General features: G+C 49.9%; 10 protein-coding genes. 1 reads left to right on the top strand and 9 read right to left on the bottom strand.

Annotated features, from left to right (window positions below; translation table 11 throughout):
- Window positions 1-4 precede the first annotated feature (4 nt).
- Genes BM202_RS23375 through kaiC form a run of 3 tightly spaced genes read right to left on the bottom strand, consistent with a single transcriptional unit; the run spans window position 5 to window position 2,342 of the window.
- Entirely contained in the window at window positions 5-322 is a 318-nt protein-coding gene (locus tag BM202_RS23375) for a circadian clock KaiB family protein (protein WP_093830687.1), read from the bottom strand.
- Window positions 323-616, bottom strand: coding sequence for a circadian clock KaiB family protein (locus tag BM202_RS23370; RefSeq protein WP_093830685.1), 294 nt, complete (start codon window positions 614-616; stop codon window positions 323-325).
- A gap of 25 nt (window positions 617-641) precedes the next feature.
- Window positions 642-2,342, bottom strand: coding sequence for a circadian clock protein KaiC (kaiC, locus tag BM202_RS23365; protein ID WP_093830683.1), 1,701 nt, complete (start codon window positions 2,340-2,342; stop codon window positions 642-644).
- Window positions 2,343-2,784: 442 nt separating this feature from the next.
- Between kaiC and BM202_RS23360 the strand changes: the two genes are divergently transcribed.
- Window positions 2,785-3,264, top strand: a complete 480-nt coding sequence (locus BM202_RS23360; protein WP_093830681.1) for a hypothetical protein — start codon at window positions 2,785-2,787, stop codon at window positions 3,262-3,264.
- An 81-nt stretch (window positions 3,265-3,345) separates the two neighbouring features.
- Here the strand turns inward: BM202_RS23360 and BM202_RS23355 are convergent, their stop codons facing one another.
- The 6 genes from BM202_RS23355 to BM202_RS23330 all read right to left on the bottom strand — a co-directional run bounded on the left by BM202_RS23355 (window position 3,346) and on the right by BM202_RS23330 (window position 14,427).
- Entirely contained in the window at window positions 3,346-6,321 is a 2,976-nt protein-coding gene (locus tag BM202_RS23355) for a protein O-mannosyl-transferase family (protein ID WP_093830679.1), read from the bottom strand.
- A gap of 367 nt (window positions 6,322-6,688) precedes the next feature.
- Window positions 6,689-7,279: an outer membrane beta-barrel protein gene (locus BM202_RS23350; RefSeq protein WP_093830677.1), complete on the bottom strand. Its 591-nt coding sequence runs from the start codon at window positions 7,277-7,279 to the stop codon at window positions 6,689-6,691.
- A gap of 429 nt (window positions 7,280-7,708) precedes the next feature.
- Window positions 7,709-8,113, bottom strand: a complete 405-nt coding sequence (locus tag BM202_RS23345; protein ID WP_093830675.1) for a hypothetical protein — start codon at window positions 8,111-8,113, stop codon at window positions 7,709-7,711.
- 22 nt (window positions 8,114-8,135) lie between these two features.
- Window positions 8,136-9,377: an efflux RND transporter periplasmic adaptor subunit gene (locus BM202_RS23340; RefSeq protein WP_093830673.1), complete on the bottom strand. Its 1,242-nt coding sequence runs from the start codon at window positions 9,375-9,377 to the stop codon at window positions 8,136-8,138.
- 8 nt (window positions 9,378-9,385) lie between these two features.
- Window positions 9,386-13,780, bottom strand: a complete 4,395-nt coding sequence (locus tag BM202_RS23335; protein ID WP_093830671.1) for a CusA/CzcA family heavy metal efflux RND transporter — start codon at window positions 13,778-13,780, stop codon at window positions 9,386-9,388.
- Between the two features lie 260 nt (window positions 13,781-14,040).
- Window positions 14,041-14,427, bottom strand: a complete 387-nt coding sequence (locus tag BM202_RS23330) for a hypothetical protein (RefSeq protein WP_093830669.1) — start codon at window positions 14,425-14,427, stop codon at window positions 14,041-14,043.
- Window positions 14,428-14,774 lie beyond the last annotated feature (347 nt).

Below are 14,774 nucleotides of genomic sequence, written 5' to 3'. Positions count from 1 at the left end.
CTTTTCACCTAGAAAGTCCCAATCCATTAAGTACTTTACCCGTGTCCGACAGGTCACCAATCAATCGTCGTTCAGGTAAGGGAAACCGTTTGATCAGTAAGGGCAGCGCGATAAGCTGTTCCTGTTCTGCCAACGCTTTTTGCTGATACACATCTATTATTTCCAGGGAGTAGTTGCCTGGAAGATATTGCTCACAAATATGCTTGATATTCGTGATTGCCCGCGTTGAATTTAAAGAGGCCCCGGTTACAAATAAATGTAAAACGTAGTGCTGGCCTTCGCCATCCGGATCAACGTCCTCTTGTAGTGATGGCTCGCTCATCTATTTAATGGCCGGACGAATATTCAATCCTACTAATACTTTTTCCTTATTCGATAGATCCCCAATAATCTTGCGAATTGGTTCAGGTACTTTTTTCACCAACGTTGGCACCGCAAAAATCTGGTCACCTTCGGCCAGTTGTGGCTTCACCAATAGATCGATGACCTCAATGACATATTTATCTTTCAGATATTCCTCACAGTATTTTTTCAGGTTCGTAAGGGCCGTTTGGGACTTGGGTGTATTGCCGGCGACATAAAGTCGCAACTCCCAAATTTCTTCTTTTGTTTCCATTCACATTCAGTTAGTCATGGTAGGATTACTCATTATGCCGGCTGCGGGTTATCTGTTCCCGATTCTTTTCCAGCACCTCTTTTCGCAGTTCATCTTCAATGTACGTTTTGTTCAGTTCTTCCTGCATTGATTCAAAGTCTTCTTTGAGGCCAGCTATTTTTGCTTCAAGTACTAGCCTTTTTCGCTCGATTTCCCGGTCTTTCCGGCTGACGGCATGTTCACGTAAGACATTACCCGTATCCTGCTGTAATTTCTGGGCCTCGCGGGCAGAACCGGTCAGTACGCCTTCCGGGCCTAAAAATACGTCGACCAACTCCAGTCCTTTATTAGTAATCATAAATTCCCGTACCTGATTGGAATGCTTCATGCCACGGGATTTCATGACATACATACCCCGGTTGCGTTCGCCATTCGATTCAATATCTCTGACCAGTAACCAGGCATCGACCAGCGACGAAACCCCTTCGTCTGTTTGCTCATTGATTATACTATTCAGGGCAAGCGCCGTAAACATAACGGTAATTTGCTCAGACTGGAGAAAATCGATCAAGCGCATTAACATTGACTTTACATCGCTGACCGAACCAACCGTGATCAAATTCGTGATGGGGTCCAGTACAACAACGGATGGCTTAAAGTCTTTGATTTGCTTGTGAATGGCAACCAGATGCATTTCCAGCCCGTTCAACGTAGGCCGGGACGCATGAAATTTCAACAGCCCCTCATCGATATGTTCCTGAAGTTCAAGCCCTATTGAAAGCATGTTGCGAATGATCTGTTGGGGTGACTCTTCGAAAGCGAAGTAAAGACACCGCTCCTTTCGCCGACAGGCTTCATTAGCAAACGTAGCAGCAATGCTGGTTTTGCCTGTACCGGCAGTCCCTGAAACGAGAATACTGCCCCCCCGAAAAAAGCCCCGGCCATCCAGCATTTTATCCAGCGCCGGAATACCCGTCGGAACTCGTTCAGACGAAACGGGGTGGTCCAGTGTCAATGACGTAACGGGCATTACCGAAATACCCTCTTCATTAATTAGGAAGGGGTATTCGTTCGTCCCATGCATCGACCCCCGGTATTTGACGATACGTAGTAGTCGGGTTGAAATCTGATTATTAACCCGGTGGTCCAGTAAGATGACACAATCCGATACGTATTCCTCGAGGCCATTACGGGTTAAAGTACCATCCCCTCTTTCACCTGTGATTATGGTGGTAACTTTCTTTTCTTTCAACCATTCGAAAAGTCGTCTTAATTCAGCCCGCAGAATCCCCTGGTTCGTCAGGCCCGAAAACAAATTTTCGATGGTATCCAGCACGACTCGTTTTGCCCCGATACTATCAATGGCATAGCCTAATCGAATAAACAGGCCATCCAGATCATATTCGCCTGTTTCTTCGATTTCGCTACGTTCAATATGGACATGATCGAGCTTGATGAGCTTGTCTTTCTGAAGCTGATCAAGATCAAACCCCAGCGACGCTACGTTTATGGACAGTTCCTCGGCTTTCTCCTCAAACGCCATGAAGACGCCCGGCTCATTAAACTCAAGCGCGCCCCGGACAACAAATTCGAGTGAAAACAGTGTTTTGCCGCTACCAGCGCTACCGCACACAAGAGTTGGTCGTCCTTTTGGTAGCCCACCTCCGGTTATTTCGTCCAGTCCCCTAATACCCGTCAGGGACTTAGACAACGATTTCAACGGTTTGTTAGCTGATTCTAAGCTCATTTAAATACAAAAAGTGGCTGATCCTGAAAAGGCTTATACTACTATTCTATATACTTCAAAACTCCAGAATAGTTTGAGGTACCTACGTATTAAGGGGCGGTTGGGTTTGCACATCAACCGGGAACTCTTCCAGAACCAAGTGGATGGCGGTGAAGCAACGTTTGTTACTAGCTGTTGAAGCCAGGAACGCTTAACGAAATCTGATTCATCAGCTTTAATGGTTCTGTAAAAAATTCATGGCTATAGACTTATTTCCGCCCCATACGAAAGAGTGAGCATAAGGCCGACTTTGTGAGGTAGCCGGCGTACTCCAAACACGAGCGAGTTAATACGTGTTTAGGATAAGTGGAGTGATTAAGACAAGGTTGAGTACAGCAGAGCCCATTTGATAACTCACCCCTGCCGACTGCCAACACAAGGAGGTTACTAAACGACTAACGCAATGTATAGTAGCAGGCCACAAAAACAGGTATTCTTTAGTGAGGCTGAACCGTATTTTTGGTACAGTGCCGGGGAGTCTATTAACGAAGGAGCCTTGTGGTATAATCTTGCCACAGGCCGTTTATTCTGTTATGATACGGGGGAATGGAAAGTAGAAAGCTCGGACAGGCTGACCCTGTTTCGGAAGTTTTATGCACAGGCATTCAACTTATCCAACGTCACGACTACGCAAGTCGGCGATGGTTTACGACCTCGTGAACAACATGTATTCGACGCTTTCGGCTATGATATTACGATTGTGGGCCAGCAGCCTAAAACCCTGTTTTTATTTCATGATCACCTACCAGACAAAAAGATAGACGTAAACTATTTGCGTAGTAACGAGGAATTGTTTGGGCTTTTGGCTGCCTATCTTGACAAGGTTGAGGGGCAGGAGATAGATGAAGCAGACCTGAAAAACTGGATTGAATCTGTCGGTTGATTTTTCCAGTTATCATGGCTGAAATTAAGGCTACAGGAAGTCCTGTCAGTTAGTACAACCGGACTTCCTGTAGCCTCCCTATTAACCAAAGACCTTCAGATACTTTTGGAACACGGCCTCATATTTAGTGGCCGCTGCCAATTGGTTGGCGTCCTTACAGGCGTCAACAATTGCCTGGAGCACATATAAATCGGTATTGGGATTACTAAACTGCCCTTCTCTGCGTAATGCATACGACAGGTTCTGGTCAGCGCGGGTCACCATCGTATCAGCAATAGTCAGCGCTTTCTTGTGGTCATTTATAGCGAACAGGAGCCGTACGTAGTTAGGCGAAACCTGGTCGTACGGTAGGCTCTTATCCGGCATGACTTTCAACGAGTAATCCAGTACCCGACGGGCTTTGTCGGTCTTTCCTTCCCGGATCAATTGATCGGCCAGACGCAGAAAAGCAATGCGGGCGGAGATAACGGGCGGGCCTTTGTAGGTTTCGTCGTAATACACATCCGGGTTATCGAATTCCCGCCAGAAGGTCTTGTGCATCATGTTGGTGTACATGATGTCCGAGTTGATATAGCCATCCGTAGCGCCCGGTACGGCAACTGGCATCAGGCGATACGTATACCCCTCCAACTGCATGTAATTCTTCAGGTTCAGGTAGTGATCGTTGGCCAGCGTACTTGAAAAATAGATTGGGCGCTGCCAGTTGTTAGTGGCAATCATGTCGAGCATAATCAGGTCAGGCTTGAACAGATCTTTTTTGCCCAGCGTCCACTGCAACGTATCTTTCATGAACGGACGTAGCGTGGGCGGCACAAACTTAGCCTGATCGACCGCCTTTTTGTCAATGGGCAGGAACAGTACGGACGAGGGTAAAATATTCGTCATCTCACCCGTAGTCAACGGCACCTGAATGGCGGGATTATTGGTCTTAACCAGACTGAGGTACTGTTGTAGATCAATGCCATTTTTCACCCCCGGCACTTCATAGAAAGGCACAATATCATTTTTACCCTTGTTGAACTGATCGAATTCCAGCGTCATGGGCACCGCATCCGACTCATAGGTTTTCCGCTTCATCTGCTGGATGTACCACTCGGTACCCAGCAGACTCAGATTACAGACCCGTATATCCCGACGGAAGCCTTCTACTTCCTGCACATACCAGAGCGGGAACGTATCGTTGTCGCCCTCAGTAAACAGGATGCCATTATACGCACAGGAATTGAGCATATTTTTGGCGAAATCAACGGAGTGAAACCGGTGGTCGCGGTTATGATTATCCCAGCTTTTCACGCACATCATAACGGGCACCAGCAGACACATACCAAGGACAAATTCGTTGCGAAACGTAACCGATTTAAACTTAAGAAAGAACGTTCGTAATACGTCGGCGACGGCCATAACGCCCAGCCCAAGCCAGATGGCGAAGAAATAAAATGAGCCTACGTAGATGTAATCTCGTTCGCGCGGCTCCGATGGTGGCGAATTCAGGAAAACCTGCAGGGCAATTCCCGTCAACAGAAACAGCAAGCCCACCACCAGAAAGTCATGCCGACGACGGACGTACTGAAATATACTCCCGAAGAGGCCCAGCAGAAACGGGAGCATATAAAAGTTATCGCGGGCTTTGTTCGCTTTCAACAGATCGGGCACATGCTGATTCGATGACCAGGGCATTAAATACCCTGCGCCTTCTTCGTCGCTCTCCCGACCGGCAAAATTCCACATCAGGTACCGCCACCACATGTGGTTTAACTGATAGGTAAACAGAAATCGAAGGTTGTCGATCATGGTCGGCTTTTGCCCTTCGGCCAGACCAAGCATTTGCCGGTACAGTTGCGGGTGGTTCAGGTGGCTGCTGTACAGGCGGGGAAACAGCATTTCATCGCCGGACGCATAGATATACTCGGGCTGATAATCGAAAATGACGTATTTGTCTTTCTCTTTCTTCCACATGGGCGCCCCCCGCTTCTGATCGATGGGGTGCGCCGTGAACACAGGCCCATAGAGCAACGAACGGCTGCCATACTGTTCCCGGCTCTGGTATGACCGAAAGTTCAGGATGCCGTCGGGACTGTTTTCGTTGATGGGTGGGTTAAAGCTCGCTCGCACCAATACCTGCATATATGACCCATAACCAATTAACAGGAATGTAAGGGCCAGCAACGCGGTATTGACCATCGGCCGTTGCTGGCGAACCGACCAGACGATTCCGTAGGCAATAGCTCCCAACAATGTAACGGCAAAGAAAACGGTACCCGAATTAAATGGCAAACCGAGGGTATTCACGAAGAATCGTTCGACGGCAAAAGCAATACCCAGCAAGCCTGGAATTGATGCGTTGATGATCCCCAGAACGACCAGACCAATAACCAGCGTCAGCACACCGCCCCAAAAGGTTGGTTTAGGGTATTTATGAAAATAGTAGATAAGCGCCAGCACGGGCACAATAACCAGATTCAGCAAGTGAACACCAATGGATAAACCCGTCAGATAAGCAATAAGAATAAGCCAGCGATTGGCCGATGCTACGTCGTCAATACGTTCCCATCTGAAAGCCGCCCATACCACAATAGCCGTGAAGAAAGAGGACATCCCATACACTTCGGCTTCCACGGCTGAGAACCAGAACGTATCGGAGAAGGTATAGGTCAGGGCACCAACGGCACTTGTACCAATGATCAGCCAACTATCCGTAGTTGTGTAGTCGCGTTTGGATTGACCAGCCTGCTGACTCGCCAAGACTTTCTGAGCCAGCAGGGAAATGGTCCAGAAGAGAAACAGAATCGTGAAGGCACTGGCCAGTACCGACCCCATGTTGACCCAGTAAGCTACACGAGTTAAATCCCCCAGCGACAGCATCGAGAAAATCCGGCCCAGCAGCAGAAATAATGGCGCACCAGGTGGATGAGGAATCTGGAGTTTGAAGGAAGAAGCAATGAATTCACCACAGTCCCAGAAGCTGGCGGTGCGTTCGACCGTCGTGGCGTAGGTGACGAACGCAATGGCGAAAACGAGCCAGCCCGTCAGGGTGTTCAGGCGTTTAAAGCTGGGCATACCGATGTAGAATTAGCGATGAATGTTTGTGTAAGTCCTCGCCAAAACTACGTTAGTGAACCCTTCAGCCCAGAATCGAACCCGTTAAATTATGTTAATAAACTACTGATTTACAAATAATTAACAATTTCATGATTTTTAAGAGCTGCCATATAGGGCAAACAAAAGCCCTAGCCAAGCGGCTAAGGCCCTGTACCTTCTCTCTATATAATCTTAACTCCAGCAACGCCCAAAAGTCACACCCTTGATAGAATTCTTCACAATCAGGATAGAATCGTTTACAACGATCACCCCGGGACGAGCCGCAGTCTAAAAAAACGATCCGCCTAACGTTAGTTAAGCGGATCGTTTGGCAGAAGGGTACGACTCAACGACGACCGCCACCGATATCTACGCCCACCTTGATGCCCAGATAAGCATTTTCGCTCGTGACTTCCAGACTGGATGAATTATTCTTGCTTGTTGGTACAGCATTGTATTCAACAGCCGCCACAAAGTGGCCCGCTTTGATACCCGCCCGAATCATGCCCCCAAATTTAGTGTCACTAACCAGTGTAATATTCTGATTAGCTTGCCCATTGCTAGAGATGACGACGGTACCAGCCGCGCCAATTGTGTATACACCTGCTCCCGCACCAATAAAAGGGCGAACGCCACCCGTTCCAAACAAATACGTACCCGTTACCAGATAAGAAACATAGGTTCCCACGTCCCCCGTTGTCGTGCTGCCGTTTTGTTGAACACCCCGCGCTACAGAAGCCAGTTCCAGGCGAAGGCCCAGGTCAAATCGGTCAGAAAGCCCGTATTTAGGCTCTATTGCGGCAAGAAAGCCACCCGATACGCCTGCATTGAAGGGTTTGGCATAGCCAATGGATACGTTTACTTTAAATGGTTTGTACTCCTGGGCAGTAGCCGATAGAGCTACCAGCATTAATAATCCGGCGAGATAATTTCTCATTAGTGTAGTTCTGATGGTTTATAAAACTGGCACTATAACTGCTCCCGGAAATCACTTGTTTAACTTTTAGGTAAATACCCGATGTTTAGCTGACCCCTTACGCCAGTAACTTCGTTTGACGGAGATGAAGCTTTGGTGCGGTTTTTTATGGCGAACCAGAAGATAATCTGCACCCCAGCAGAATAAAATGAGCTATTCAATACACAGCTAATAATACAATGGCTGGCAGCTGAATATGAGTTGGTTGGATCGCATAAACAACCCGATCTCCCCAGCTATCTATGCCCATTTGAGTAAGGCATGTATTTTTACCCGTCAATCTCAATCTGACAAGGTGGCTTTACGCTGGCAAAACAAGTGATTGTCTGAACACTAACCTGATTACGATGCACGAGGTAGCTTCGAAGAGTACCTGAAGATAACTCATTGTCAGTCAGAAGCTTCAACAATTATTTCTTCGAAATAATCATCGCCAGCGTTAGGCTCAACCGACCGTTTAGGCCGGTCGATGTACACCCGGATTTTATAAAATAAACTAGCTGGATTTGTCCAGTCGGATGGCTGCACAAGAAAGGGCTTTAGTACCCGATGGAGATGCTCGAAAACAACCCAGTCGGCAAATACCTCCTGATTGATTCGAAGCTGATACGTAGCACTCAACTGAGTCAGTTTGGCCATCAGTAACTCCTCGGGTAATTTTGAGGAACGATGCCGTTTGTGAAGGACGGACGGTCTTACCCGCGCGATCGTGCGCGTGTCCAGCAGCAGCCGGGCATAATCCATTACGTTGTACCAGACTGTATTTTGATGGATGATATAGCGGATGGGCTGCATAGTTGAGTTAGCGGGAAGATGCTTATTCTTCTTCGCTGTTGTTTAGTTTGGCTAGTAAACTATAGGCTCCGTTCAGCACAATCGGGCTGAGTTGGGGATTTACATCTGACGGCAGATTGATCGCTACGTACCCGTTTTCCCGAACGCCCGTTTTAATCTCAATCTGCCGAAACTGATACGTAGCGGGATTGGCCTGTTTTTTCTCCAGCACATAAATCAGTGATTTGCCCCCATAACTGACCACCGCCGATTCGGGTAGCGCCGATAGTGGCTGTGTTTTCACGTCAATCTGAGCCGATACGTAGCCCCCCGGAATAAAGTCGTCGGCATACCCGTCGGGATGGGCCAGCACAGAAATGGTCCGGTCGGCGGCAATAGACTTACCAATCAGGAAAATCTCTCCCCTGTGTACCAGCGACGCATCCCCTCCCATGCCAAACCGAACGATCTGCCCGGTATGAATCCGACTTATATCTTTCTCAAAAATGCTGAGCTGAACGTGCAGGTGATCGACGTTGGTGATCTCAACCAGCACATCGGCCGGGTTAACGAACCGCCCATTGTTAACGGGTACGTTGGTAATAAATCCCGATACGGGCGAGGGAATCGTGACCGTACGCGTAAGCTGGTCCGGGCTTAGCTTAGCCGGATTAATCCGTAAAATGGCTAATCGCTGGGCCATCCCCGCCAGTTGCGCCTGTAAACTCTGCCGGTTCGAGCGGACTTGCTGAAAAACCTTCAGGGCGCCGACATTTTCCCGGCTTAATTCCTGCTGGCGGGCAAATTCCAGGTCGGCGTATTCCAGCTTGGCTTTGGTATCCAGATAATCCTGCTGAAGCTGGATGTAGTCAGGATTTTCCAGCACGACAAGCGGCTGGCCTTTGCGCACCCGCATACCGGGCTCCAGGTTAATTTGTCGGATATAGCCACCAAACGGCACCGAAACCGACATCCTATTCTGGGCCGGAACGTCAATGGTACCGTTCACTTTCAGGGTAGTGCTCAGCGTACGGAGCGTCGGTTGGCCTAACTCAATGGCCGCTACGTTGTATTGGGCCTGCGTGAGCGAAACCCGGACAATGCCAGCCACTGAGTCGTTTTTTACACTCGTTGAATCCGATTTCTCGGATTGCCCTTTATCACCTTCAGTATCGGTCTTGGAACTACCTGATCCACAACCCGAAAGCAGGGGCAAGGCGAGGAGCAACCCGATGAGTAGGCGTGTACAACGACTAAGGACTATTTTATTCGGTTTGACTTTCATAGATGTGGTTAAGAATTGCCCAGCAGGTAGTTGATATAAAGGACGGACTGATTGTACTGATTGAGCAGGTCAAGATAGTTCGAGCGGATGGTAAGCGACTGTTGCAGCGCGAGCGAAAATTCGACGTACCCAATGTCGCCACCACTGAAAGCCCGGCGGGCGTTGGTCTGAATAAGTCCCGCCTGAGGCAGACCGTTCGCTTCATAATTCGTAAGTGTGCTGCGATACTGCTCATATTGTCGGAACGCCTGCTGTAGTTGCTGGTCGAGCGCAAACCGCTGATTTTCCAGATCCGTTTGCGCGATTTGCTCCCCGATTCGGGCGGCACTGATCCGCGATTTTTGTGCCTGACCGAGGAGTGGCAACGTAACGCCGATTTGTCCGCCGTTGAACCGATAACCGGGTCCGAAATACAATTCCTGCCCATTGATCAACTGATTACCCGTGAGCGTCTGACTGAAAAGTTCGACCAGAAAATCGGGTTTAAGGCGAGCCTGTTCGACCAGCCGATTTTGCTGGGCAACCTGAATTTGTTGCTGTAGCTGACGTAACAGTGGGTTATTCGCTAAAGCCACACTGTCTCGCAACGCCGTCAGCACCAGTTTCGGCAGTGGCTGGGGCGATACGTCTACTGGAGCCTTGCTATAGAGAAGCGTTTGCAATTGAGTCCGGCTAGCGGTCAGGTTTGCTTCGTTTTGTGCCAGCCGCACGCGCTGATCGGCTAGCTGACTTTCGGCTGTTGCTTTCTCCAGACTGTTGGTTTCGCCAGTTTTGACCCGAAGGGTCGCGGCTCTCACAAATTCAGCCAGAACCGTATCCTGCTGTTGATACAACCGGCTTTTCTGGTACAGGTAGTTCAGCGCGTAGAAAACTGACTTCACCTGATAGATCACCTCGTTACGGGTAACAACCACGCCTGATTCCCGTAACCGAACCGTCTGGTCATTTAACTCGGCCAGGCGACGCATCAGCGTAGGATTCGGAATGGTTTGGGTGACGGTCAGGTTATTATCGAAATGGCGGCTGTTGTACTGCCCCAGCATCGCCAGCACCGAAAGCCGTCCGGCGTCGTAGGCGGTTCGGCGGAGCGCCTGTTGCTGATTGACATTAAGTCCCGCAATCTGAAGCTGTGCATTTCGACTGCCCGCCTGTTGCAGCGCCTGATCCAGCGTCATAGCCTGCATGGGAGCCGATTGTCCCCAACTCTGTATTGACAGCAATAACAGGGCTACAATCGTTGCCGCTGCAACTGATTTCGGCCCCGTTTTTTTAGCGGCCTGTGCTTCTTTCTCTACCGACTTTCGCTCCGACAGCGAATACAAAATGGGCAGAACGATCAGGGTCAGTAACGTAGCGGTGAGCAGTCCCCCAATCACAACGGTAGCCAGTGGTTTTTGTACTTCGGCCCCGGCCGAGTTGGAAATGGCCATCGGGATAAAGCCAAACGAGGCTACCAGCGCCGTCATGATGACAGGTCGAAGCCGGACTTCGGCCCCCTGCCGGATAATTTCCGTTAAATCCGTTAGTCCTTCTTCGTGGCGAAGTCGGTTAAACTCGGCGATCAAAACAATCCCGTTGAGCACGGCGACCCCGAAGAGGGCAATGAACCCTACGCCCGCCGAGATGCTGAAGGGCATTCCCCGAATCAGCAACGCAAACACGCCCCCGATGGCCGCCATCGGAATCGCCATGAAGATCAGTAGACTCTGCCGAACAGAGCCAAACGTAAAAAACAGGAGGGCAAAGATCAGGGCGAGCGCAATCGGCACCGCAACGGTCAGCCGCTTTTTGGCATCCACCAGATTCTGAAACTGGCCGCCGTAGGTGATCGAGTAGCCCGGCGGAAACTTGATCCGCTGGCCAACTTTTTGCTGTAGCTCCGCAACGATGCTCTCTACGTCGCGGCCCCGTACGTTGAAACCCAGTGTGATACGTCGGTGCGTATCGTCTCGCTGAATCTGGTTGGGTGCCTGCTCCAGGCTGACCTGCGCAATCTGACTCAACGGAATCTGCTGGTTAGTCGGTGTTGCTACGTACACATTGCGGATATCCTCCAGGCTCTGGCGCTTATCGGCCGCCAGGCGAACAACCAGATCGAAGCGTTTTTCGCCCTCAAACACCAGCCCCGCCGATTGGCCGGCAAAGGCTGTGTTGATCACCCGATTAACATCTGCTACGTTGAGGCCGAACTTGGCGATCTGCGCCCGATCGAGTTTGATCAGAATCTGCGATAAACCACCCACCTGCTCAATATACAGGTCTTTGGCACCGTCGATGGTGCGGACAAGCCCCCCCACTTCTTCGGCCAGTTTGGTCAATTGCGCCAGGTCGTCCCCGTAAATTTTCAGTGCTACATCCTGCCGGGCACCCGTCATCAGTTCGTTGAAACGCATCTGCACCGGCTGCTGAAAGCCGAAGGTTACGCCCGGAATCACCGATAACGCCTTCGCCATCTTTCCGGCCAGTTCATCGCGGGTTGTCGCCGACGTCCATTCATCTCTGGGTTTGAGAATAACCATCAAATCCGACGCTTCAATCGGCATCGGATCGGTGGGAATTTCGCCGGAGCCAACCTTGCCAACCACCTGCTCCACTTCCGGAAACTGTTTCAGCAATATCCGTTGTGCCTTGGTAGTAGCGTCCACCGTTTCGGAGAGCGAGCTGCCTGTCAGCGTACGGGTATCGACTGCAAAATCACCTTCGTCGAGTTGAGGGATGAACTCCCCACCCATGCGGGTAAACAGAAAAACCGTCAGTACCAGAAGGGCCAAAGCACTACTCAGAATAAGCAGTCGGTGGTTCAAAGAACGTAGCAGCAGGGGTTCGTACACCCGCTGAATCCGTTTCATAATCTTGTCCGAAAACGTTTCTTTGTGCACGATGGTCTTATTCAGCATCAGGGCCGAAATCATCGGTACGTAGGTCAGCGAGAGAATAAACGCGCCCAAAATAGCGAAGGCAACCGTCAGGGCCATTGGACGGAACATCTTGCCTTCGATTCCCGATAAGGCCAGAATCGGCAGATAAACAATCAGGATAATAATCTCCCCAAATGCCGCCGACGAGCGAATACGACCCGCCGACAGGAAAACTTCCTCATCCATTTCGTCCTGCGTGAGGGTTTTGTCTTTGTTACGTAGGGTAATGTGGTGCAGCGTCGCTTCAACAATAATGACGGCCCCATCCACAATCAATCCGAAGTCGATGGCCCCCAGACTCATCAGATTACCCGATACGCCAAACAGGTTCATCATCGAAATGGCGAACAACAGCGCCAGCGGAATCACAGAAGCCACGACGAAGCCCGCCCGGAAGTTACCCAGCAGAAGCACCAGCACGAAAATGACAATGGTTGCCCCTTCCAGCAGGTTGCGCTCCACGGTTCCGATGGCGCTATTGACCATTTTTGTTCGATCCAGAAAGGGGATGATTTGTACACCCGGCGGAAGCGTCTTTTGGATTTCGGCGATTTTTGTTTTCACCCGTTTGATGACGGCCGAGGAGTTATCTCCCTTGATCATCATCACCACCGCGCCCACCGTTTCGCCCTCGCCATTGCGGGTTACGGCACCATAACGTACCGCCGAACCGATCGTTACCTGCGCCACATCGCGCACCCGAACGGGCAGCCCCTGAGTATTCAGATGGATAACAATGTCGGCAATGTCACTGGCCGACCGGATCAGGCCGTCGGAGCGAATGAAAAATGCATTGGGTTTTTTATCGATATAAGCACCCCCCGTATTCTGGTTGTTTTGTTGGAGGGCGTTAAAAATGTCTGTGATAGTAATGCCTACGCTACGCAGCCGATCGGGATCGACCGCGATTTCGTACTGCTTCAGCAAACCGCCAAAACCACTGACATCGGCCACGCCGGGCGTTCCGAGCAGCCCGCGCCGGATGGTCCAGTCCTGAATGGTCCGCAGGTCGGTGAGCGAGTATTTGTTTTCATAGCCTTTTTTGGGAACAACCGTATACTGGAAAATCTCACCCAGCCCTGTTGTGACGGGTGCCATAACGGGCGCTCCCACACCGGGCGGAATCTGCCCCACTACGTTCTGCAACCGCTCGGCAATCTGCTGACGAGCCCAGTACACATCAGTGGCATCGGTAAAAACTACGGTAACAATCGACAGGCCGAAACGCGAAAACGAGCGTAATTCGGTAATACCCGGAATGTTGGACAGGCTTACTTCAATTGGGAACGTAACCAGTCGTTCGATGTCTTCGGCCGCCAGCGATGGGCTGCTGGTGATAACCTGCACCTGGTTGTTGGTAATATCAGGAACCGCATCAATCGGCAACTGCGTCGCCGACCAGATTCCCCAGCCTACCAGCGCGAGGGTGAACAGCCCGATGATGAGTTTGTTACGAATAGAAAAATGGATAATCGCATTGAGCATATCCGTAGGATTTGTAGAGATTATGTGCAGGCCTGAGTCAGACTTTTATGGCTAACCCATAGCGTAAACAGCGCACGTAGTGAGGATGAACGAGTAGCTTATTCAGGAAGAGCCGACGAATTAACGCTATGGAAATGCGACAAAATCAGCACAGAGCCTACGTCAATTCGGAGGACCAGTAAATAGACAGAAATGAGGCAACGTAAGTAGGTTACGCATCCGGTTCGTGTGGACCCACTTCGGCCAGGGGCGCAGGAAAATTACGCTCGGGGAGGATTAATCAGCGCAAAAACCGTCAGAAAGGCGTATAAATCAGCCTTACGGAAATAATCGGCTTTTGTTGAAGTCAGGAACTGTACCGGGAAGATCGCGGCCAATCGAATGGCACTGGGTGTATAGGCGGGTACGGAATGACTGCTGGACGGCAAATTCTGATGCGAATGGTTGGGATGTTTCTGGTGTTCGGAATTTGCACCATAATGCATCACCATAAAATCAAGGAAGCTAAGATCAGGTTCTGTCTGTCGATGCTCCTGGTAATGCTGAACCAAATCGACCAGTTTGGCCGATTGATCGACACCAAAACCGGGTAGCAAACTGCTTCCCAGTACCAGGCCCGCCAGCAAAAAAGCAACTATTGATTTCATAAAACCTGTCCCTGATGTAGGCTATACAGTAAAGATTGGCAGAATGTTTGAGTAAGCCTAAAAAGCGGTCTAATTTAGAAATAGACAGAATTGACGTGACGTTGATTATGACCAGGGAACAGTACGTCCTGGACCGAATCCTCACATTTCAGCACAGGTAAACAATTTGTAGGTTATAGGACGACGTAACCTGACTCATTCTTATTCATTTTCTAACGTCTTTCACCTGAACGGCAACTATAGACAGACTACTCTTTATACTGATCTGGTATTGCCTGACGTATACTAAGACCAGCGCCATAATGGCAGCCAATCTTAAGCTTGAAAATATATTGAATAGTTACCCA

Origin of the sequence: Spirosoma endophyticum (assembly GCF_900112365.1) — a bacterium.
Taxonomy (GTDB): Bacteria; Bacteroidota; Bacteroidia; order Cytophagales; family Spirosomataceae; genus Spirosoma; species Spirosoma endophyticum.
This window is presented reverse-complemented; position numbering and strand designations above follow the sequence as displayed.

Excerpts from the sequence above, each read along its gene's own strand:
- BM202_RS23375 (WP_093830687.1), bottom strand. The coding sequence starts at position 322 with ATGAGCGAGCCATCACTACAAGAGGACGTTGATCCGGATGGCGAAGGC.
- BM202_RS23370 (WP_093830685.1), bottom strand. The coding sequence starts at position 616 with ATGGAAACAAAAGAAGAAATTTGGGAGTTGCGACTTTATGTCGCCGGC.
- kaiC (WP_093830683.1), bottom strand. The coding sequence starts at position 2,342 with ATGAGCTTAGAATCAGCTAACAAACCGTTGAAATCGTTGTCTAAGTCC.
- BM202_RS23360 (WP_093830681.1), top strand. The coding sequence starts at position 2,785 with ATGTATAGTAGCAGGCCACAAAAACAGGTATTCTTTAGTGAGGCTGAA.
- BM202_RS23355 (WP_093830679.1), bottom strand. The coding sequence starts at position 6,321 with ATGCCCAGCTTTAAACGCCTGAACACCCTGACGGGCTGGCTCGTTTTC.
- BM202_RS23350 (WP_093830677.1), bottom strand. The coding sequence starts at position 7,279 with ATGAGAAATTATCTCGCCGGATTATTAATGCTGGTAGCTCTATCGGCT.
- BM202_RS23345 (WP_093830675.1), bottom strand. The coding sequence starts at position 8,113 with ATGCAGCCCATCCGCTATATCATCCATCAAAATACAGTCTGGTACAAC.
- BM202_RS23340 (WP_093830673.1), bottom strand. The coding sequence starts at position 9,377 with ATGAAAGTCAAACCGAATAAAATAGTCCTTAGTCGTTGTACACGCCTA.
- BM202_RS23335 (WP_093830671.1), bottom strand. The coding sequence starts at position 13,780 with ATGCTCAATGCGATTATCCATTTTTCTATTCGTAACAAACTCATCATC.
- BM202_RS23330 (WP_093830669.1), bottom strand. The coding sequence starts at position 14,427 with ATGAAATCAATAGTTGCTTTTTTGCTGGCGGGCCTGGTACTGGGAAGC.